The sequence below is a fragment of the Rhodococcus sp. EPR-134 genome, from assembly GCF_001647205.1.
Classification (GTDB): domain Bacteria; phylum Actinomycetota; class Actinomycetes; order Mycobacteriales; family Mycobacteriaceae; genus Rhodococcus_F; species Rhodococcus_F qingshengii.
The window spans coordinates 1-18,210 of the sequence record NZ_LVCT01000099.1 but is presented as its reverse complement, the minus strand read 5'-3'; the positions used below and the strand labels follow the sequence as shown (position 1 = coordinate 18,210).

Here is an 18,210-nt window from a genome sequence, read left to right as displayed (position 1 = left end):
CTCGGTGGCTGTCGTAGCCACTGCATGCGTGCCTGAGGTAGTTCACGCAAATTCGGGTCATGAAGGCCTCGTCCGAGGCGAAATCTGCTGCACGCTTACCAGGGTTGAGTTCGTTGTAATGCGCGGTCGAGAGACGGATCAGGCGGGGCAGCGACATCGCCGGCACACTCACGTCGACAATGTTGGCGGCAGCGATGAGTTCAGCGCGGGTCGCCAGGGCGGCGGTACGGCCTTGACCTGCAGATCCGGAGCGGTCCCGAATCTGCGGGTTCTGTTGTACATTCACTCGCTGTCCCTTCTCCGTAATGACGCGCATCGTCATCATGCAGACCCCGGTTCCGGTGCTCATGCTCACTTTCCGCGTCGATGACCGGAACCCCGCCTGCCACGATGTCTGCGAAGGCTTCGCCGTCTTCACTGACGGTGCAAGAGAAGTTCCTCGGGCGCCGCAAGGTGACGAGTGCACACCGTCCTGAACTAGTAAGCGGGAGAAGGGAACAGCATGAGCGAGTTGGCCTCAACTGCAGGGAGGTGGGTCAGCGAACATCGGAGGCCGCTGACAATCGGCGGTGTCGTTGTCGCGGTAGCGGCTCTGATCATCGGCATCGTCTCCGTCGTCGCTCAGCGCGAGGACCCTGTCGACATGCAGGCTTACGCTGTGCCAATCGTCTCGATCAACGACATCCCTGCCCGGGAGTTCATCGGCTGGTCTCAGCAGGCCGTAGACGTTCGACCGCAGAACTCTCCGGTGCCGGAGAGGATGAGCGCTCCAGACAACGGACAGTGTGTGCCCGGTGGGAAACTGCAGACCGCTGTTCAGTCCATGGTGTTGTCGGGATCGCGCTGGTCGGGAAACAAGTTCGTCAATCCTGGCGGAGCGCAGATCATGAATGTGCAGTTGTCGAACTCCCCCAACACCAACCCCGATGTAATCGATGATTGGTTGTCTTCCTGCGCGCAGACCCACTTGGTGGTGGACGGCGCCGGTGATCAGGAACTGCGTTTAGCATCGCTTCCCGTTACACCCGAGTTCTACCGACTCGACGACGCCAGGGTCTATACCGCCACGCTTGAGGGCGACCGAACAATGACGACGATGACCGGATGGGGAGTCGCTGACGGGATCACCGTGCAGGTCGATTTCACCTTTGTCGGACAACCCAGCGACGAAGCGATTGCACAGTTCGACGTGGTGTGGCGAGCGCAGGCAGGCAAGCTCGTTGGTATGCAAGAGGCCGGGGTTCTCTAGCAAATCGTCATCGACGGTCAGATCGACGAGCGCACTTCGACAGTCGCATCGTTTGCCGAAGTGCGCAGGAACTCTTTCGCGAAGCCTGAATACCCTGCCGCCGATCTTTCCATCTGCGAAACTCGCAAATGACGTACTCGGTGCGCGCCTGAACTGAACCTTTGCCGACCCCCCATGGCGTCGTGGATTGACTGGCCAGTGCTCGCGATGGTGGGATCGCAGTCGCGATCCCACCATCTGACGAAAACGGAATAGGTCGCTGACTCATGCACCGGAAGAGGCGATTTGGCGGCTTCTCGGCTCCGATGTACGGGCAAACTCTCCAAGGAAGGAGCGCGACAAAATGCCACCAGCACGCCCCTGACGATGCTTCAAAATGAGTACATGCAAATCGTCTGGGGTCTCGGATGATCCCTGCGGATCGATCGCGTACGGCCGGTGCAAACCGATGACGAGGTCCGCGGCTTCCTCCAGGCCGCCAGAACCCTTCATATCGCTCAGTTTCGGAGGCCGGTCGCCTTCAGTGGGACCACGGTTGAACTGAGCTGCAACGACCACGGCGATGCTCATGTCCTTGGCCATCGCCTTAAAACCGTTCGCGATCTCGGAGAGCCGTTGGGCCTGATTGAGAGATGCCTGTTGTTGATCGCCGGCCTCCGTGAGCTGGATGTAATCCTCGAAAACGATGCGCAAGTCTGTGCCTTCGGCCTGAAACTTGGTGCGCGCTGCAGCCGCGACCCGACGCATCTGAGGCAGGGTACGTGCCGTGTCGTCGATGACGAGGTGCCACGAGGCGACCCGTGCCATGGCTTCGGAAACTTTGTCCCACCCGAGATCTGTTAGTTCGGTCGGGTTTTGCAGTTTGTTGCGGTGCATGTTTCCGCATTCTGCGACGACGAGTAGTTCGGTGATCTCTTCGGCAGGCTGTTCGAGGGAGAAGAGGACGACACCGGCACCGGAATCGCAGGCGGCTCTCACCCAGTCGATGATCGCGGTCGTTTTTCCTGTTCCGGGTCTCGCCGCGAGGACGGTCAGCCGTCCGTCTTTCAGGCCCTTGACCAGAGCCATCGAGTCTTTGCCTCCGTCTAAGTCTCTCCATCCGGTCGGTACGCCGTCGATGCCGTCGACCCCGTTGACCAGTCGGACGTCGAGTGAGTGTTTCAGCTCCTCGATTTGAGATCGGATGTCGGGCAGCGTCGTCGACTGAAATGATTGGGCATCGAACAGTTTCGCAAGTCGTGAGCGGGCTTCGTCGACAGATGAGAGTTGACCATCCCGAATCAGATCGAGGGCGAGTTCCATCTCTGATTCCAAGCGGCGCAGTTGTTCTCGACCTGCCATCGCCTCGAGATGAAGCTGCGGGGCCCGTGCAGACGCTGACAGGGAGGCGTGGGTCATCGCGGAGAGGCCGCTGGGACCACCTGCGACGTCGAGCTGGTCTCGCCTTCTCAACTCCGTCACCACTGAGGTGAGGTCCACGGGGTGGCCTGTGGAGACCAGCGTGCTGATCGCTGCGAAGACAGCTTTGTGTTTGTCTGTCGAGAATGCATGCGGTGACAGCGCAGAGACGGTCGACGCCACGAATGCCTCGTCGTCGCCTTCGAGGAGACGTCCAAGTAGGACTTGTTCTGCGGCAGAGTTGTTTTCGATCACACCTTCACCTTGCTCCCGCAGGTGCGCGCTTGCGGCACGGATAGTCGCGTACCCACCATCTCCACCAGGTCACCGACATCAGAGGGGAATGCTCCGGGCATCCGGAGCGTCGAGTTGGGAAACATCGGGGTGTCGACGTCGAGCGACGAGATCCTGATGACGGCTCCTGGCCACGGCAATGCCCACGGATGTGTGTGCCACGGAGTCGGATACGTTTTCGCGGCCAACGAGTCGACGATCCGGGAGTCGTCGGTTAGGAGTTTGAACCGACGCGACGCCGAGCTTCCGGACTTGTGTTCAGCCGGCGACAGCGCATCTTGGACAGCGCGCAGCAGCTTGTCGACGTCGGGTTTCGTCATAGGCGGGCATCGGGGCGTGGTCCGCTCCGAGACGGGAATAACCGCGGAGGTCCCGATGCGATCGGGCTTCGGCACAGTCAGCGCGACATGCAGTCGAACCGGACCGTCGATGGGTACCCACTCGGTTCCGCCGATCCGGAGTGCTTCCCGGGTGATGGTGTCACGCCAGGCACGCAATGCTGGGCCTTTGTCGTGTTTGATCACGCCGGCCGCGACAGCTCTCATTGATCCTTGGGTGATTGGCTTCCCCTCAGCGACAAGCCACATCGTGTGGTCAGGCAGGCACGCGAGGCCTCCACGGTGGCTTTCGCGCACGACAGAGTCCTCGGGGGTCTTCGACGACGACGATGTTTGCACCGCGACCGGTACCGCAGCGAGGGCGTTCTCCGGGACGTGTGTGCAGCTGCTGCACCGCGTCCGGCTGATCGGGATGAGTGCGGCCCGACATGCCGGGCAGTATCGGTGCGATCCACTGGACAACAGCGCGTCGGCGTTGATGCTCATGATGCGGACCCTATGACTGCCGGTTCCGGTGTTCGGGCGGGATTGATGGGTTCGACGTCGCCGCAGAGGCGACGTGGCGGGCCGGTGACCGTAACTGGCTGGTGTTGGATCGGAGTCAGAATGTGCGGTTGAACTGCTCGGATGTTGCTTCGTGCCGCACTTGTCAGTCGGTGGCGTCAGTATTTGGTCATCGGAGATCACCACGCCAAGGCACCTACGGCGCAGCGAATCAGGAGAAAGCCATGCAGAGCACGTTCACCCGACAGACGCACAACACCTCTTATGTCGCGTACAGCAAGTCGGCGTCGAAGCCCATTCAGGTCCAGGTTGCTGGTCAGGATTCGACGGTGCCTGTGCACTCGCAGGTTCTGATTCGCGAATTCGTCTCCATCGAGATCGACAGCATCGACGACGCTCGGGCGACCAGTCAGCGCCAGCCGACTCTTTACGTCAAGTTCAATGCCCGATCCGCGAAGAACCCAGACGGTGAGTCCGTCGGTCTCAGAGAGAATTTCGGTGCGTCGATCCAAGCAGGTGGAGACCTCGAGAAAGCAGTTCGGCATGCACTCACCGCAGGAAAAGCGGTGTACGTGGCGATCGAAACGAAGCGGCGTTACAAGAACAGCTCTGGTGAGATTATCTCGTACTTGACGCCGATCAACGAACTGCGTGGCGCGACGAAAGACGGAAAGGGCGGCTCGGCGTCCGCGACCCGTGAAAACTGCGCAAACGTGATCGCAGCGATCGGCCCTGCTGACGCTCCCACGACCAACTTGATCTCCGACGAAGTGACCAGCGACCCGTCGAAGTGGGCCACGTTCCGGAGCAATCACGATGGCACTCAGGTGCCTTCGGGGTTCGTACGCGTGAACACACCCGAAGGTGATCCGACTGGTGCGATCACCGCCGCCGAGAGCGCACCAGCCGCCGCGCCGGCATCGGTCGACGTCGATGCCCTCGCCGAAGCCGTCGCTGCTCGTCTGCACGGCGCCGCTCCCACCAATGGAACGCCCGCCTCATCCGGAGCGGTTCGACGTCCTGCGCTGAGGGAAGCGCACTCGGTGGAAGCAAAGCCATGGGAGCCGTACAACTCCGACGGCCGCGCCAACGCAGGTTCCTACCTGACCGCAAGCTGGCGAAACACTTGGTCTGGCGCCATGATCCTGCTGACCACAGCCGCATATGAGGAACAGGACGCAGCCGAGCGCGCCGGTAGGGAACCTCGCCTGCTGGAAAGCTCTGCCCTCGCATCGACGGCTACTGATCTGACCGAAGTACTTCTCTCCATGGCCGATCAGGTTCAGACCGCCGTTGTCGGCCGGATCAACCGGATGGATCGTTCACACGGTGAGGCCGGAAAGTGGGTCCACCAGATCGCTTCTCGTCTGGTCCCGATCACCCTCGAGATGCTTAGCGAAGAGCACTCGGAACAGCGCGAGATGTGGCGCAAGACAGTGATCGCTCAGGCGACTGCAGTGTTCGCAGGCGCCTTGCATTCGGTCGAAAGCTACCTTGACGGGCAGTATGACCAGCCGACGCCGATCAACGATGCTTCCCGTAAGGCCCGGGAGCAGGCCGGGCGGCAGGCGCAACAGGGGAACGCTGCTACCTCGACGTCCGGCGCTCAGATGACGTCGACGAATGCTGTCATCGGCGATGCGGCCACCGGAGACGACGCACTCATGCAGCGTTGGAACGCTTTCCTGCAGCAGTGCAAGCTGACCGGTCACGAGGACCGCGTCAAGCCGTTCCTCGCCGCTGCCTGCGGAACCGCTGATCTCGCACAGATCCCGGCGCAATTGTTCAGCGAACGACTCTCAGCGTGGGAGGCCGAACCCCAGCGGTTCGTAGAAGCCGCCGCCGGCGCCTACCGGGCATCTCAGCCCGTCGCACGACAGTCAGCGTGACCACGGCGCGACGCGCTCACCGTGCCGCGCACCGAAATCGTCTGTGACAGCGTCGACTACGAACCCATTAGCACCAACCCACCCAGCGTTTACAGAAAGGTAGTCCCATGGCAGGCGACACCGTAATCACCGTGATCGGCAATCTGACCGCAGCTCCCGAACTTCGCTTCACTCCGGCCGGCGCAGCCGTCGCCTCGTTCACCGTTGCCTCGACGCCCCGCACGTTCGACCGCAACTCCAACGAGTGGAAAGACGGCGATGCACTGTTTATGCGTTGCAATCTGTGGCGTGAGGCAGCCGAGAACGCCACCGAGAGCTTGACCCGTGGTTCACGTGTCATCGTCAGCGGCCGTTTAAAGCAACGCTCGTACGAAACTCGTGAGGGCGAAAAGCGTACCGTCATCGAACTCGAAGTCGACGAGATCGGCCCCAGCCTCAAGTACGCCACCGCCAAAGTCGCCAAAGCGAGCCGGGGTGGTAACAGTGGCCAGACCAACAACGGCAGCACCACAACCCAGTCCACATCACGCCCGCCGAACGCCGGAAACGATCCCTGGGGAAGCGGCGCCCCCAACGAAGATCCGTGGGGTGCCGGTGCCGCCACATCCGCCGCGAGCGACGAACCGCCCTTCTGACTTACGAAACTCACTGTGGCCCCGACATCATCCGTCGGGGCCACAGCACATTGCCGAACCCAACCCCCCGACGAGCTGTCACGACAGCCATGGACACCGGAACCGTCACTGCAATCATTCCCCTATCGGAGACCACGAAAGGGGGAAGGGTGCCACGCACACGCCGCGGAACCGCCTTCTCTGCCCAACTGCAACAGCAACTGGCTGCATGGGCAAGACGACTATTGAACGACTGGGCGGTGTTGACCTGGACAGCTGACAGCGCCCGTGTCGGTCCCGTCACCGTCACGGCACTGAACTGGCTTTTCCTCATCGGCATCTCGACATTCGGGTTCCTGACCAACGGGCACTTGATGTGGATCGGCGTCGCCTCGGCCGCGTGGTTGGTGGTGACCATCGTGCGTGCCAGCATCGTGATGCCACGGCGCCGCAACACACTTGAAGCGATCTACTCCGGCCTGCAGAAACCGGCTGGGCTTCCATCAGGGACCGTCAGCCGACCTACGACCCCCTCCAAACACATCACCTCAATTCGATGGTCGTCATCACAGGCCATTCGCGCAGCCCAGCTGTCCGTTGGTGCCAGCAGTGCCTCTGTGGGGGCACCAATGCGACGACTGATCGTCGAGAAGGCCATTGAGCAGAGCGTTCCTGCACCGGCCGACATGGAGTGGGTGTTCAACTGGACTAAGTCGAACACCGTCGAGTTCGAAGCGGTCAACGGTGACGATCCACGAGTGGCGAAACAATTGATGGCCCGAAAGATCACTGCGACGCTGCGGTCCCTCTTCAAGATCACCGACCGGAACGCAGCAGATGGATACGCCCTCGACATCGCCGAATGGGCCGACGAAACTCGCGCAGACGGAGCAGTCGTTCCGATACCGACGCAGCTTCGTTTCGCAGCTGGAAGCCAAGACCTGACTGATCCGGGCTTTCGAGACACCCTCGAGCGCAGCTTCGACCGATCTGTGTCGTGCCCGGGCGAGTGGATCTACCTGTGGAACAAAGACGAGCAGGCCCTCGAAATCAGCAGGGCCGCCAAAGGATCTCTGGAAGCTCGCAGGAAGCTCAACGAACGAAAGTTTGCCGACGAAATCCGCTCCGCTATAACAAAACCAGGCAAAGACCCTGTCGTCGCTGTCGTCGAGACGTGGGCCGACGACGAATCGGACCAGCCGGCAACTATAGACGTGGACTTCGGAACACTCCCCCTCGGTGAACGCCGCCTCCGCGACAAGCTCGAAGACAGCCTCGATACCTCGATACACACGCGGTGGCCTGACGTCCGCTTGCTGTTCGACTGGAAGTTCGAGGGCGGTTCGACGCAACTGGCAATCATGTCTGTCGATCACAACGACGTCCGAGCGAAACAGAAATCGGTCGAAAAGAAACTCCGCAATGTTGTGGAGTCGAAGTTCGGAAAAGCCAGTACGCCAGTCGACTGCGACATCATCGAATGGCAGGAAGGCCTATCGCCCACCGGCGAAGCCCTCCCCCAGCGAGCGCGAGTGAACTTCGGATCCATCGACGTCAACAAACGCGAAACCAGGGACGAGTTCCAAGATCACTGGGACTCCCTCACTACGAACAACGACTGGGCATACTCATGGTCCACCGCAGATGGAATAGTCACGATGACCGCGGTCCCGCGACTACCAGATCAGCTGGCATTTCCGATGCCTGGCACGACCGCATTCGACGAAGCGATTACGCTGGCCCGCAAGGGAGTTCTACGTTTCGGCCCGCAGAAGGGCGGCGGCTGGCTCGACTGGGACCTCAACGAAACACCGCACGGATTAGTGGGAGGAAAAACCGGCCAGGGAAAATCTGTAGCTCTGTCGATCGTCTTGTTCTACGCGATGCTCTTGCCGGACGTCTACGAAGTTATCGTCTGTGATCCGAAGCGCACAGACTTCACCTGGACTCCAGAATTCCCCAGTGTCGTCCACTTCGCTGCGACCGACACGAGATCGTCGACGCCGTGGCGCGAGCCAAACGGAGGATGGATGCCGGCCAAACGCTATTGAACAAGCTACAAGTCCGGAAGCTGTCCTGGCTACGAGAGAAGTACGCTGCGGATCCAGAGCTCGAGAAGGCGCACGGACCTGTACCTCGCCGCCTGATCCTTTTCTTCGACGAGCTCGCCGACTTCCTCGCGAAGGGCGCGAACAGCGACGTCGAAGAGCTGAAGGACGAAGCACGCGCCAACCTGGAGTCCATTGCTCGATTGGGCAGGGCGATCGAAGTGAACATCGTTGCGGCCGCTCAGAAGCCGGACGCCAAGATCATCTCCACACAGCTGCGTTCCCAGCTCGGCTTCAGGCTCGGTGTCGGTCCTCTCGACCAGTACGAATCACAGCAAATCCTCAACTCCGACCATGGCACCCGTTTCCCGGAAGAGGGAACACCGAAGGGTCGATCGTGGGCGTACGACCCCAAGAACGGCTATAGGCAAGTTCAGGTCATGTTCCTGCCCGACGACTCGATGGTGTGCCCGTGGGATGCCTCCATCATGTTGACGGGGTCGAAAGAGTTGGCGCGGGATCGCCTGATTGAGCTCGGGTTTGCGCAGACATCGATCACCAACTCCGATGGCGGTATCGAGCCGCGGTGGATCAGGGTGGAAAACGACGATGCGTGGCCATCAATTGACGTTCCCACCAACGCGGAGCGCGACTCCGAATCCTCAGACACGAAGCCTGAACTGGATTTTGGTGCCGGTCTCGGCGACCAGGAATTGAACGAATCTGATGATGTCGATCCGTGGAATCAGTAGCGAGCAAACCACATTGAAGGAGGGCAGGACATGAAACGGATAATCGCGGTTGTCGTCACGCTGGGAGTGCTGTGGGGGGTGGGTACGTGGTTCGGGGACGGGCAACTGATGTTCTCGCCTAGCTGGTTTCAGGCTACGAATCAGAAAGTGTCCGGATTCGTAAACAAGAGCGAGGACACTGTTCGAGACAAGCTTCCTGAACCGAACTTCACTGTCGAACTTCCACCCCCGGATGGATTCGCTCCATCCGAATCTGAGGACGTCGAGCCTTCGGCGGTGCCGTCATGAAGCTGATTGGGTATGACGTCGCAATCCTCGTTGTGATTGGAATTGTCAAGGGCACCATCGATCTTGGCGATGGAAGCCAGTCAGTCGCTGACATCGCTGGCAGCATCCTCGGTGGCATCCGTGATACGACGGTCATGCTCATCCCGAAACTTATTTCGTGGGTAACTAGCCTGGTAGATCAGATTCCTGACGCGAAAGAGCTTCCAGCTTAGGCCCACCCGCAAGGCTACCGAGGTAGGTGCAGTGACGGATGGTACCTACCTCGGGAAGAGTTGTTCAGCGATCCTGTTGGCAAGTTCAGCGCGAGTATCGCCATCGCCGGGATGCGAATAGACCGGCGATGCGACATACCCTTCCTCGTGGGCTATCTGGACGGCGCCTGCGCACTCACGAAGAGACTCAACGAGTTCTGAAACGAAGTCGACGCCGGACGATGCTGGTGCATGGTCGGCGATAGCGTCAGAGAGGGCTTCGAGATAACGGACGGATTGTTCCAGTAGATCAGTCATGCCGACCACACTACCGGTGGAAACTCTTTGCACCGCAGCGGAATTACGGCTCACAGATAAGCGGTGACATTGCAGTCTTCGGCTGGGTCTCCGCTCGATCCTACAGAATTGCACTCGCCTTTCGGCGTGTCAGCCCTCGTGTCGGGTTCAGAACACACGGGAGGCACCTCGACCCAGTTCACTAAATGGGTGCTATACTTCTCTTGTTCCACACCGCATATGCAGGGTCTTACTCAGTACGACCGCAGCGGCAACGAGAGGAAACTGGCAATGGCCATCACGCAGAGAATCCACACCTCACTGGAATTCGGGTATGGATATGACACCGACATACCAGCCAACCTCGCGGCGAGGATTCTCGGAACGGCCCCAGCGACAACAAGAAAAGCTGTGCGCGCAGGGATCATTCCGTCTCCGAACACATTCGAAGTCGTCAGCAAGCTCGCAGACACTCCGGTCGTCGAATCGGTGCTCCTCGACGGCAAACCCGTCCCAGTTCTTCGTCTGGGGGAACTTCAGCAATCATCAGACCCGGACCGGGACAACATCGGATACCACTCGCGCATGAGTAACGACGCATTCACAGCCTCGTGTGATCGTTGGTGGCCGAAAATCGAGATGGTCTCGGCCGCAGGTGGTCTGCTTGTCGCGCACGGCGGATGGCTCGTCGGAGCGTTCAGCATCGGCACCGACCCTCGCGAAATCGACGACACAGGCAAGGTTTGGTACGACGCTGCACTCATCGCTCGCTGCAGAGATGCCTACGCAGGACACATCGAAGTGGAAGAAGGCACAGAGGGACATCCCATGGCGGAAATAGCACGCCGTGTCCTCGGAGGACGCGTCTTCGGTGGGCAGGGTGGAAGTTTCACTCGCCTATCGGGTGACCAATCGCAGGTCTAACACCAAGGACTCGACGAAATTGTCGGTGCCCCCAAAGTTTGCGATCGGGGCACCGGCCATTTCCTTGGTGGCCAATACCGATCGTCATGAAAGCGGCTATTCATCAAGGCCGTGAGGTTCGCAGCCCCGGATTCTGGTCGTAGTTCGCCGATCACCGGAAGTCCGGTTTCTAGGCTGTCTCCATCGGAGATGACGAGAGGCACACGACATGGTGATGGGGCCCACGCACGCAATGAGCGGCGCAGCCACAGGATTGGCGATAGCTGCGGTATTACCGCCCGAGTGGGGAGGTCCGACGTCCATTCCTGGCGCATTCATATTCGCCGGCATTACAGCCGGCGCTGCCCTCCTCCCGGACTTGGACAGCCCACAGGCCACAATTGCCCGTAGTTTCGGACCACTCAGCCAGGCAGTCGCTCATGTGGTGGAACGGATCTCGTTGGCATTCCACTCTTTGACGTCGACGAAGCGTGACGACAATCGGGAGAACGGCCATCGCACCACCACTCACACTCTCGGGTTCGCTGTGCTTGCCGGCATGGCGGTGACAGCGCTGGTGACAGCGTTTGGGAAACCTGCGACGATCGGCGTTTTGTTCCTGATGCTGGGGTTGGCGATCCGAGGGCTGTTCCCTCAATGGGTGAAGAAGAACGATTGGCTGGCTGTGACCGGTGCAGCAGCGGGGCTATCGGTATTGACCTGGGTGGCGGCACCGGAGTCTGTGTCGGGGGTAGCGCTGGGCGCGGCCGTAACGGTCGGTGTGATCACACATTTGCTCGGTGATGCCGGCACGAAGATGGGTGTGCCGATGCTGGCGCCGTTCGTGAAGATCAACGGAAAGCGTTGGTGGGATGTCGCTCCGCCGGCAGCGGTGCGTATCAAGGCGTCGGGTCCAGCGGACAAAATTCTGCTCGGTGCGTTCACATGCATTGCGGTCGCCTTGGCGTACGTGGTTGTGTTCTCCCCGGCATCGGTCGGGATGGGCTGGTCGTAGAAGCGGCATCACCCCGGCTGCATTTGCGCTGCCGGGGTGATGCTTTCGTTCTTTCGCTTTCAGCTGGTTTCCGTTCCTACAGTTCTGCGGCGAGGTCGCGGAGTGGCCTTATCCGGACCTTGCCGTGTTCGAGGAGTTGTCCGCCCCAGACCCCTGTTTCGCGGGATTGCTGGGCGAATTGCAGACATCGACTTGTGAGGGGGCACTGTGCGCACACCTGCTTCGCGATGGCGATTGCTTCGTTGTTTCGCGGAAACCAGAGATCGGGGTTGGCTGCATCTCGGCACAGCGGTGCGGGCTGACTGTCTTCGCCGGAGACCAGGTCGCTGTACGTCGTTGGAATTTGCTTGAGTTTCATGGTTTTGGCTCCTTTCTCGTCCGGTGAGGCCAGTCGGAGGTAGCGGTTAGTACATATCGTCGATGCGGAAATCTGATTCCTCGAGCACCGCGTCGAGCGCCGACTTCGCTGCTATGGCCTCTTCGAGGAAATCTTTCGCAGTCGCGACTTGGCTGCGGAACGCATGGAGTTCGGTGTCGTCCACGGCGTCGAGGAAGTCCGGCAGTTTGCTTCGGACGGCAGCAACGTCGGGTAGGCGTTCGCCGATCGAGTTGATGTCCTGCAGGTGGCGGACGAAGTCTCCGTGCTCCCGGAGCGCAGTCATCGCCGACTTCATGTCCAGGTGAGTGCCGTCGTGGGCCCCTGGCGGTACCGGCGGCAGATTTTCATTGCCTCCGCCCTCGAATGCTGCTGTCGCTGCTCCATTTTGCCCGCCGCCGTGAGCTGGTTGAGGGCCGCTGTCCGGAGAGTAAGAACCGTCGACGTCTTCATCGTTGGAGGTTGCAGGTTTGCGTGGTGAGACTGCTCTCCCCCCGAATTCGCCTTCGCCTTGGATGGAATCGAAGTCGCCTGATGGTGCTTCGGGCGGCACATCGTCGGGGTCCGGTTGTGCTCTCGGTTTACGTCCTGCGTTCTCGTTGATGACGTCGTCGATTACACCGCTGACGTCGTCGGCCGTCGCGTGCTTTCCTCGTGCGATTTGGTCGACTCGGTCGGCGATCTGATCGACCAGATCGCGGTCCCCTGCTCGATCGACGCCTGGCGAGATTTCTCGCAGTGGCCGCTCCGGGATTTCGAGTTCAGTCATGTCGACACCGGTGCGCTCGGCGACCGCCCATGTCAACCAGGCGACACGCGCCATCCGGTGAACGTGCGAGTCCCCGTATGGCGCACCGGTCCGCGGATTGATTAACGATCCGCGGAACTCGCTGAGCAGCATCTCTCGTGGCGTCGGGTACCCCAATGCCTCGTGGGCACGCCGTACGAACAGTTGTCGCATCGTCGACTGAAACGTGTCGGCTGCGTGGATCGCCTTGCTGATCAGCTCGCGCGCTTCATCAGGGCTGCATGGGCCCTCACCGGCGGCCCGTACGTCACCTTCCGCGATATCGAGCCCACCAGCTGCTGCGGCGACGGCCGCGTCGATCTCGTCTGTCATGGACATGATCGTTCCCCGCTACCGTGCTGCAGCGCTTTGGCCGGCGATTGCCGGGTCAGCGCCCTGGTTGTTCTGTCCACGAGTGGCTGTCTGGCGTTCCCGGTTCGCTTCTGCGCGTTCCGGATCGATGCGGGTGACCCATTCGGAGGGCCGGATCCGTTCGGGGTCGCCTGCTGCCCGTTCGAGAGCTGAATGGCGGGCGGACGGAGTGGGCGCGATGTAGAAGCCACGTCGGCCCTTGAGCGCAGGTGTGCCGAGGAGTGTTGCCAGCTCTTGGCGGTAGTAGCTTTCCTGGCTCGTTCCGCGGTGCTTAGGCGGAATATCGACGGTGATGCCGCCGTCCTTGTCTGGGCGCACCGAGAATGAAACACGCGGTGGTCGGCCGGCGAGGAGCTTACGGACTCGGTAGGTGACCTGTTTAGTGTCGTCGAGGTCTACAGGCTTACCGGTGCGCTTGGACTGCTCCAGTGACCGATCCCATTGTGTTGGTTCGGGGATCGGGTTTCCGTTGGTGTCGCGGGGAGGCAATGCGGCGGGCGCTGCCATGCTGGCGCCGCTGCTGGGTCGGGCTTTGTAGGCTTCGGCGAACTCCGCGTTCGCGCTGGCCCTCATCTTCTGAATCTTCCCGTAGGACAGTCGTTCCTGGGCCCCGATCGGTGCGTCGGCGGCGACGTTGTCCGCAACGGTGGGGCCACCTGGCTGCGATTTTCCGGCGTTCCCGGCTTCGTATCGGCGTGCGAGGACGTTGCTGGTTGCCGCGATGTGGCGGCACCAGGATCGTTTGGAGTAGTCCTCGCAGCTGCATTTCAGGCCGCGTCCGCCCGCAGCGGAGTGTGGGGAGAACACTCGACGGCCGTCGAGGTCTTCCCACACTGCGACGGTGCCGGACACTGTGGCGTCTGGATAGCTGGCGCGGACGGGTGGGTTGGCGATGTGTCCGCCGTTGGACGTGCTGAGGACGTCGGCTGCGCGCGCGGTGACGATGGTGCCTTCAACGGGCTCGTTGTTTTCTCCGCGAACCCGGATGGTACGACTTTCGGTGGTGAAAGACTGTCGACGGTGCATCGGCTTCGCGACCTGTCCGCCGTCGTTGCCTTTCGTCTTCGCCAGAAGGGTCCGATAAGCGCTGCTCGCTGCGAGTTCGCGGGCCTTGTATTCCTCGCTTGGGCTACCCGGGACAGGGCAGCGGTGCCCGCTGTTGAGGGATGCGAATTGACCGCAGGAAGGGCACTTTCGCTGTACGAGAGATTCGGCGTAATCGTCTTCGTTCTCGAAACCGTAGTTGTCGAGTTTCGCTCCCCTGATCATGCCGAGATCGTTGATGGCCTGCCCGAATGCTTCATCGCTGTCGAGCATTGCCTGCACGTTCTCTGGAGATACTCGCCGCATGAAGGGTCTCGCTGTCCGCCGTTCACCGGACTTGGTGGTGTAGTCATGTGGGCGTACGACCAGAAGCCCGTTCTCGGGGTTGTAGGAGACGTCTTTGATCCATGACGCGGATCCCCCGCGTGCTTCGAGCTCCTTGTCGAGTCGCTTCTCCTGACGGCTGATCTGGCGTTGTGCGTCGCGCAGCTCCGCATCGTCCATCTCGGGGTTTCCGGCGAGTACTCCGCTGAGGCGCTGTTCATTGGCGGCCCTGAAAGCGGCGACGTCCTCGTACTGGCCGGGAAAGTGGGTATCCATGCCGGCCTGCAGTTCCTTGTCGGAACGCGAGAGCATCTTGCGGATTCGTCCGGCTTCCGCTGTGCGGTTGATGATTTCGGTCTGCTGCTGGAGTGACTTCTTCTTGCTGACGATGTCGCCGTTGGGGCAGGCCGCGCCGAGGTGCCCGAATTGGCCACACTGTTCGCAACGTATCTGTGCGCCTTCGGATTTGGGATCAATGAAGGAGCGCAGTTTGTGCTCGGGGCGGATCGCTGGTCTGGTCTCATGCGAGTGGACAGCGGCAAGTCGGCGTTGTTCCATCTGTCGCATGGTGTCGCGAGCACGACCGGAAATGCCCAGGTCGGACTGGTCGCGGGCCGTGATGCCGGCGCCCTTCATGCTGTTGCGGTAGTCGTCGGTGAGGCTGATGTTCGAGAAGTCACCCTTGCGGTTCATCAGAGTGTTCCACTCGCGTTGAGCTTCTCCCATGCTGATTCCTCGGTGGCGGGCGTTCATTTCGAGGAAATTGTCTTTCGCGGGTCCGATGCGTTCGAGGATTCCACCCATGCGCATGACTGATGCCAGCTGTGCCGGGGTGTTCTGTTGTTCCGGCCCCAACGGCTTACCGTGTTCGTCTTTCCCTGTTTTCAGCCGGTCGAGTTCTTGGTCGATCCGTGTGATGTATCCCGGCTGTCCTCCGCGGCCCGGGGAGACACGGTACTTCGACTCGTCGGAGAACGCAGTGGAGTCGGCGACGTCTTGACGGACGGCCTCCCAGACCTTGATCTGGGTTTGGCGCCACTGTTCGGGGTCTTGTGTGAACTGCCGATTCATGTCTTCGAGTTGGTGTGTGAACTCGTGCTGGGTCGACTGAACCTCGGCGTCGTGGAAGGCGCTTCCGCCCATCTGCCGTTGCAGTGCTTTCGTGAATCCGATGGTGAACGAGCGGCCCTTGTTTTCGCGGCAAACCATGCCGTTACCTCCCTGTGAGGTGGTGGATGTGGAGATCTCCGATAGGTGACATCATGCCGCCTTTGGCGCGAGTGCGCCAGCACCCTGTCCGGCTATAACTGCAGGCCAGGCCCTTGTTTCTGAGACGTGGCGGGTGCTGTGTTGTATGTGTAGTACAGATATCGCAGACACTTCGTGTGCCAGTGAGTACCTCATGAATCATGGTGCGATTGTGCTGGGGATCCTTCGGCCAAACGCGCCTCGTTTGCCGCTTCGACAAGGATCGATTCGGCGCCTCGAAAGAAGTCGTCCGGTTGTTCGGTCGGGGTGACTTTCAGGTGTACGAGTCCTGCGTCACTGAGCGATTCGAGGTAGTCGTCCGGCGTGTCGATACGAAGGATCACCAGGTTGCTCCGGGTCTGAACCTCGACCTCTTCGTCGTGCTCGTCCAGTCGGATGATTGCTGACTCTGGGAAAGGGATCGGCTCCCAGGGTGAGTAGTCACCAGTGTTGACGACAAGGCGTGTGTCAGCTGTCCAGACCCCTCGTTCCACGGTCGTCTGTATGAGGGTGCCGTCGACTCCGTCGATAGAGATCGGTACTTCTTCGATGACACCGGCCGGTGACTGACCATTCGGGTCTCCGGCGGACAGGAGAAGTGCGCGCTGCTCATCAGTCATGACAAGCCAGCTGCCATCGGCATGGGCCTCGTCGTTGATAGCGCTTTGCAGACGGACGCGTTGACCATCCGCATGACGCCGGCGGATCAGCGCCATCTCGTACTTGATGCGAGCTTGCTTGTCCTTGTATGCCATGTGAGCGGCGAACACAGCCAGCTCAGCTTCCGACACAGATTCACCAAGGTCGTCGCCTGGCGGCAAGCCGGCGACTGCTGCGATCTCGTCGACGGGTTCGAGGTCGGACTCGTCGGGTGCAGGGACTGGGTGCAGATCGAGTTCGTCTAGGGCTGCAGTCAGTTCGGCATATCGGTCACCGAGCATCACCGCCAGGACATCATCGACTCGGTCGGCATAGACGCGGACACCTTCGAAAGCTGCGTCGTACAAGAACGGTCGAATCTGACCGACCATCGGGACCAATCGCCCATGTGCTTCGCCGACCGCGTGAACGTGTCCGTCGTCGATGACGAGCGGTCCGCATGTCTTGGTCGGATCCGCGGCCGCAGCGTCCTGGCGACTGATCGGGGTGATGCGGGGTGGTGTGTGAGTCATGGGTGACACCTTCCTGCCGGCGATGCCGGCAACCGTGAGTACAGATCACGGTAGAGGTGGGTGTTCCGGTCATTGATGGCTCACAAACAGCCCCATTCTCAGGCTCGTTCGAGCTCGTCGATCACTGCCTGGGAAACGACGGCGATGAATGATTCCGGTGTCACCGAGGTGAGGACCGTTGTGCGCTCAGGGATCACAGGGGCCGTCACCTTCGCTGAGGGCAGCACCCACAACACGATCGTTCCGGAGTCTCGAAGCAGGTCGATCGCGTTGTCAATGGCTGCGGCGTCGTCGGCCGGCAGCTTCCCGTCCGTCAGAACGACGACGATCCGTGCCCCGGTCCTGTTGAGAATGTCACTGTCTGCGATCACCTCGGTCAGCGCGATGTCGCAGCCGTCGGATCCGGATCCGCTGTCGACGACACGGGGCACCTGGGCGGGGGCCGTTCCGGCCTTGATGACGTCGAAAGTGCCACCGCCGAACCCTCGCACCGTGCAGGTACCGCCGAGTTGATGCACTGCGGACGCTGTCGCCCAGCCCAAAGGTCCGGCGTAGTTCGCCCACCGCGCCATTGTCAGTGACGCGTCGAAGACCATCGCGAAGGTCAACTGCACCCGCGCTCGAGGTGCGATCCTCTGCTGAGTCCATGGCTTCGCGGTCGCTTGCAATCCCAATTGGGTTTGCGCGCTGTAGCGGACCAGTTCCCGGGGGTTGAGGCGACCAGCTGGATACGCCACGGCCACCGAGCGCACACCCGGCGATCGGTAGCTTGCTTCAGACAGCTTGTCGGCGAACAGGTCCCGTGCTGTGCGCTCGGCATCCGTGGGGTCGGAGTAGCTGAGCATTCGACTACGCGGCAATCCGATCCCAGCGGCGTCGAGAGGTTCTTCCACCAGCCCCGACCGGTTTCCAACGATTTCGAGTCCGGTCCCGTTGAAACGCGCTGCGATATCGAGCGCTTCGGCGACAGCGGCCTTGATGGCGGTCTCGATCGGCTCGATGATCTGTTGCACCACTTCGGCTGTGAGGGCCGTGTTTGGAATACCTTCAACTGCAGCGTCGACTGCTGCGCTGAAATCTGCGCCGACTGATTCCCATCGAGCGTGG

Annotated in this window: 17 protein-coding genes; 8 read left to right on the top strand and 9 right to left on the bottom strand. The window is 60.9% G+C overall.

Features of this window, described 5'->3' with window-relative positions; translation table 11 throughout:
• A partial coding sequence (locus A2J01_RS04980; RefSeq protein ID WP_156519170.1) for a hypothetical protein occupies positions 1-349 on the bottom strand: 349 nt, incomplete at its 3' end.
• 153 nt (positions 350-502) lie between these two features.
• Between A2J01_RS04980 and A2J01_RS04975 the strand changes: the two genes are divergently transcribed.
• Positions 503-1,249 (top strand): hypothetical protein, encoded by a 747-nt coding sequence (locus tag A2J01_RS04975; RefSeq protein ID WP_064112212.1) that lies wholly within the window; start codon positions 503-505, stop codon positions 1,247-1,249.
• Positions 1,250-1,513: 264 nt separating this feature from the next.
• On the opposite strand, the gene A2J01_RS36745 is transcribed toward A2J01_RS04975, so the two are convergent.
• Together A2J01_RS36745 and A2J01_RS04965 are read right to left on the bottom strand one after the other, a co-directional pair.
• Complete coding sequence (locus A2J01_RS36745; protein WP_064112211.1) at positions 1,514-2,902, bottom strand: replicative DNA helicase; 1,389 nt, start codon at positions 2,900-2,902, stop codon at positions 1,514-1,516.
• A complete protein-coding gene (locus A2J01_RS04965; protein WP_064112210.1) occupies positions 2,899-3,765 on the bottom strand; it encodes a RusA family crossover junction endodeoxyribonuclease in 867 nt (288 codons plus the stop codon). Before A2J01_RS04965 ends, A2J01_RS36745 begins: the two co-directional genes overlap by 4 nt.
• A 242-nt stretch (positions 3,766-4,007) precedes the next feature.
• Here A2J01_RS04965 and A2J01_RS04960 point away from each other — a divergent pair, with 242 nt between their 5' ends.
• The 5 genes from A2J01_RS04960 (at position 4,008) to A2J01_RS04935 (ending at position 9,586) form a co-directional block, all read left to right on the top strand.
• Positions 4,008-5,672 (top strand): hypothetical protein, encoded by a 1,665-nt coding sequence (locus A2J01_RS04960; protein WP_064112209.1) that lies wholly within the window; start codon positions 4,008-4,010, stop codon positions 5,670-5,672.
• Positions 5,673-5,779: 107 nt separating this feature from the next.
• A complete protein-coding gene (locus tag A2J01_RS04955; protein WP_064112208.1) occupies positions 5,780-6,307 on the top strand; it encodes a single-stranded DNA-binding protein in 528 nt (175 codons plus the stop codon).
• A gap of 149 nt (positions 6,308-6,456) precedes the next feature.
• A complete protein-coding gene (locus tag A2J01_RS04950; RefSeq protein ID WP_156519169.1) occupies positions 6,457-8,337 on the top strand; it encodes a hypothetical protein in 1,881 nt (626 codons plus the stop codon).
• Positions 8,334-9,086, top strand: coding sequence for a hypothetical protein (locus tag A2J01_RS04945; protein ID WP_156519168.1), 753 nt, complete (start codon positions 8,334-8,336; stop codon positions 9,084-9,086). The genes A2J01_RS04950 and A2J01_RS04945 overlap by 4 nt, the downstream gene beginning before the upstream one ends.
• 284 nt (positions 9,087-9,370) lie before the next feature.
• Positions 9,371-9,586, top strand: a complete 216-nt coding sequence (locus A2J01_RS04935) for a hypothetical protein (protein WP_064112204.1) — start codon at positions 9,371-9,373, stop codon at positions 9,584-9,586.
• Between the two features lie 45 nt (positions 9,587-9,631).
• On the opposite strand, the gene A2J01_RS04930 is transcribed toward A2J01_RS04935, so the two are convergent.
• The gene (locus A2J01_RS04930) at positions 9,632-9,883 is read right to left on the bottom strand and encodes a hypothetical protein (protein ID WP_064112213.1); all 252 of its coding nucleotides are present in this window, start codon (positions 9,881-9,883) and stop codon (positions 9,632-9,634) included.
• A 270-nt stretch (positions 9,884-10,153) separates the two neighbouring features.
• On the opposite strand from A2J01_RS04930, the gene A2J01_RS04925 reads away from it, so the two are divergent.
• The gene (locus A2J01_RS04925; protein WP_156519167.1) at positions 10,154-10,786 is read left to right on the top strand and encodes a hypothetical protein; all 633 of its coding nucleotides are present in this window, start codon (positions 10,154-10,156) and stop codon (positions 10,784-10,786) included.
• 208 nt (positions 10,787-10,994) lie between these two features.
• Positions 10,995-11,780: a metal-dependent hydrolase gene (locus A2J01_RS04920; RefSeq protein WP_064112202.1), complete on the top strand. Its 786-nt coding sequence runs from the start codon at positions 10,995-10,997 to the stop codon at positions 11,778-11,780.
• Between the two features lie 76 nt (positions 11,781-11,856).
• Here the strand turns inward: A2J01_RS04920 and A2J01_RS04915 are convergent, their stop codons facing one another.
• The 5 genes from A2J01_RS04915 to A2J01_RS04895 all read right to left on the bottom strand — a co-directional run.
• Positions 11,857-12,138 carry a WhiB family transcriptional regulator gene (locus tag A2J01_RS04915; RefSeq protein WP_064112201.1) on the bottom strand — a complete coding sequence of 94 codons (282 nt, stop codon included), beginning with the start codon at positions 12,136-12,138 and terminating at the stop codon, positions 11,857-11,859.
• 46 nt (positions 12,139-12,184) lie between these two features.
• Entirely contained in the window at positions 12,185-13,282 is a 1,098-nt protein-coding gene (locus A2J01_RS04910) for a hypothetical protein (RefSeq protein WP_064112200.1), read from the bottom strand.
• Positions 13,283-13,294: 12 nt separating this feature from the next.
• On the bottom strand, positions 13,295-15,892 hold the full coding sequence (locus A2J01_RS04905) for a hypothetical protein (RefSeq protein WP_058228298.1): 2,598 nt from the start codon (positions 15,890-15,892) through the stop codon (positions 13,295-13,297).
• A 191-nt stretch (positions 15,893-16,083) separates the two neighbouring features.
• The gene (locus A2J01_RS04900) at positions 16,084-17,103 is read right to left on the bottom strand and encodes a hypothetical protein (protein WP_064112199.1); all 1,020 of its coding nucleotides are present in this window, start codon (positions 17,101-17,103) and stop codon (positions 16,084-16,086) included.
• 98 nt (positions 17,104-17,201) lie between these two features.
• The coding region (locus tag A2J01_RS04895) for a hypothetical protein (protein WP_197494155.1) at positions 17,202-18,210 on the bottom strand (1,009 nt) is incomplete at its 5' end.

Coding starts and splice junctions, on each gene's coding strand:
- A2J01_RS04925 (WP_156519167.1), top strand. CDS start 10,154: ATGGCCATCACGCAGAGAATCCACACCTCACTGGAATTCGGGTATGGA.
- A2J01_RS04915 (WP_064112201.1), bottom strand. CDS start 12,138: ATGAAACTCAAGCAAATTCCAACGACGTACAGCGACCTGGTCTCCGGC.
- A2J01_RS04975 (WP_064112212.1), top strand. CDS start 503: ATGAGCGAGTTGGCCTCAACTGCAGGGAGGTGGGTCAGCGAACATCGG.
- A2J01_RS04955 (WP_064112208.1), top strand. CDS start 5,780: ATGGCAGGCGACACCGTAATCACCGTGATCGGCAATCTGACCGCAGCT.
- A2J01_RS04905 (WP_058228298.1), bottom strand. CDS start 15,892: ATGGTTTGCCGCGAAAACAAGGGCCGCTCGTTCACCATCGGATTCACG.
- A2J01_RS04910 (WP_064112200.1), bottom strand. CDS start 13,282: ATGTCCATGACAGACGAGATCGACGCGGCCGTCGCCGCAGCAGCTGGT.
- A2J01_RS04965 (WP_064112210.1), bottom strand. CDS start 3,765: ATGAGCATCAACGCCGACGCGCTGTTGTCCAGTGGATCGCACCGATAC.
- A2J01_RS04930 (WP_064112213.1), bottom strand. CDS start 9,883: ATGACTGATCTACTGGAACAATCCGTCCGTTATCTCGAAGCCCTCTCT.
- A2J01_RS04960 (WP_064112209.1), top strand. CDS start 4,008: ATGCAGAGCACGTTCACCCGACAGACGCACAACACCTCTTATGTCGCG.
- A2J01_RS04900 (WP_064112199.1), bottom strand. CDS start 17,103: ATGACTCACACACCACCCCGCATCACCCCGATCAGTCGCCAGGACGCT.
- A2J01_RS04935 (WP_064112204.1), top strand. CDS start 9,371: ATGAAGCTGATTGGGTATGACGTCGCAATCCTCGTTGTGATTGGAATT.
- A2J01_RS04920 (WP_064112202.1), top strand. CDS start 10,995: ATGGTGATGGGGCCCACGCACGCAATGAGCGGCGCAGCCACAGGATTG.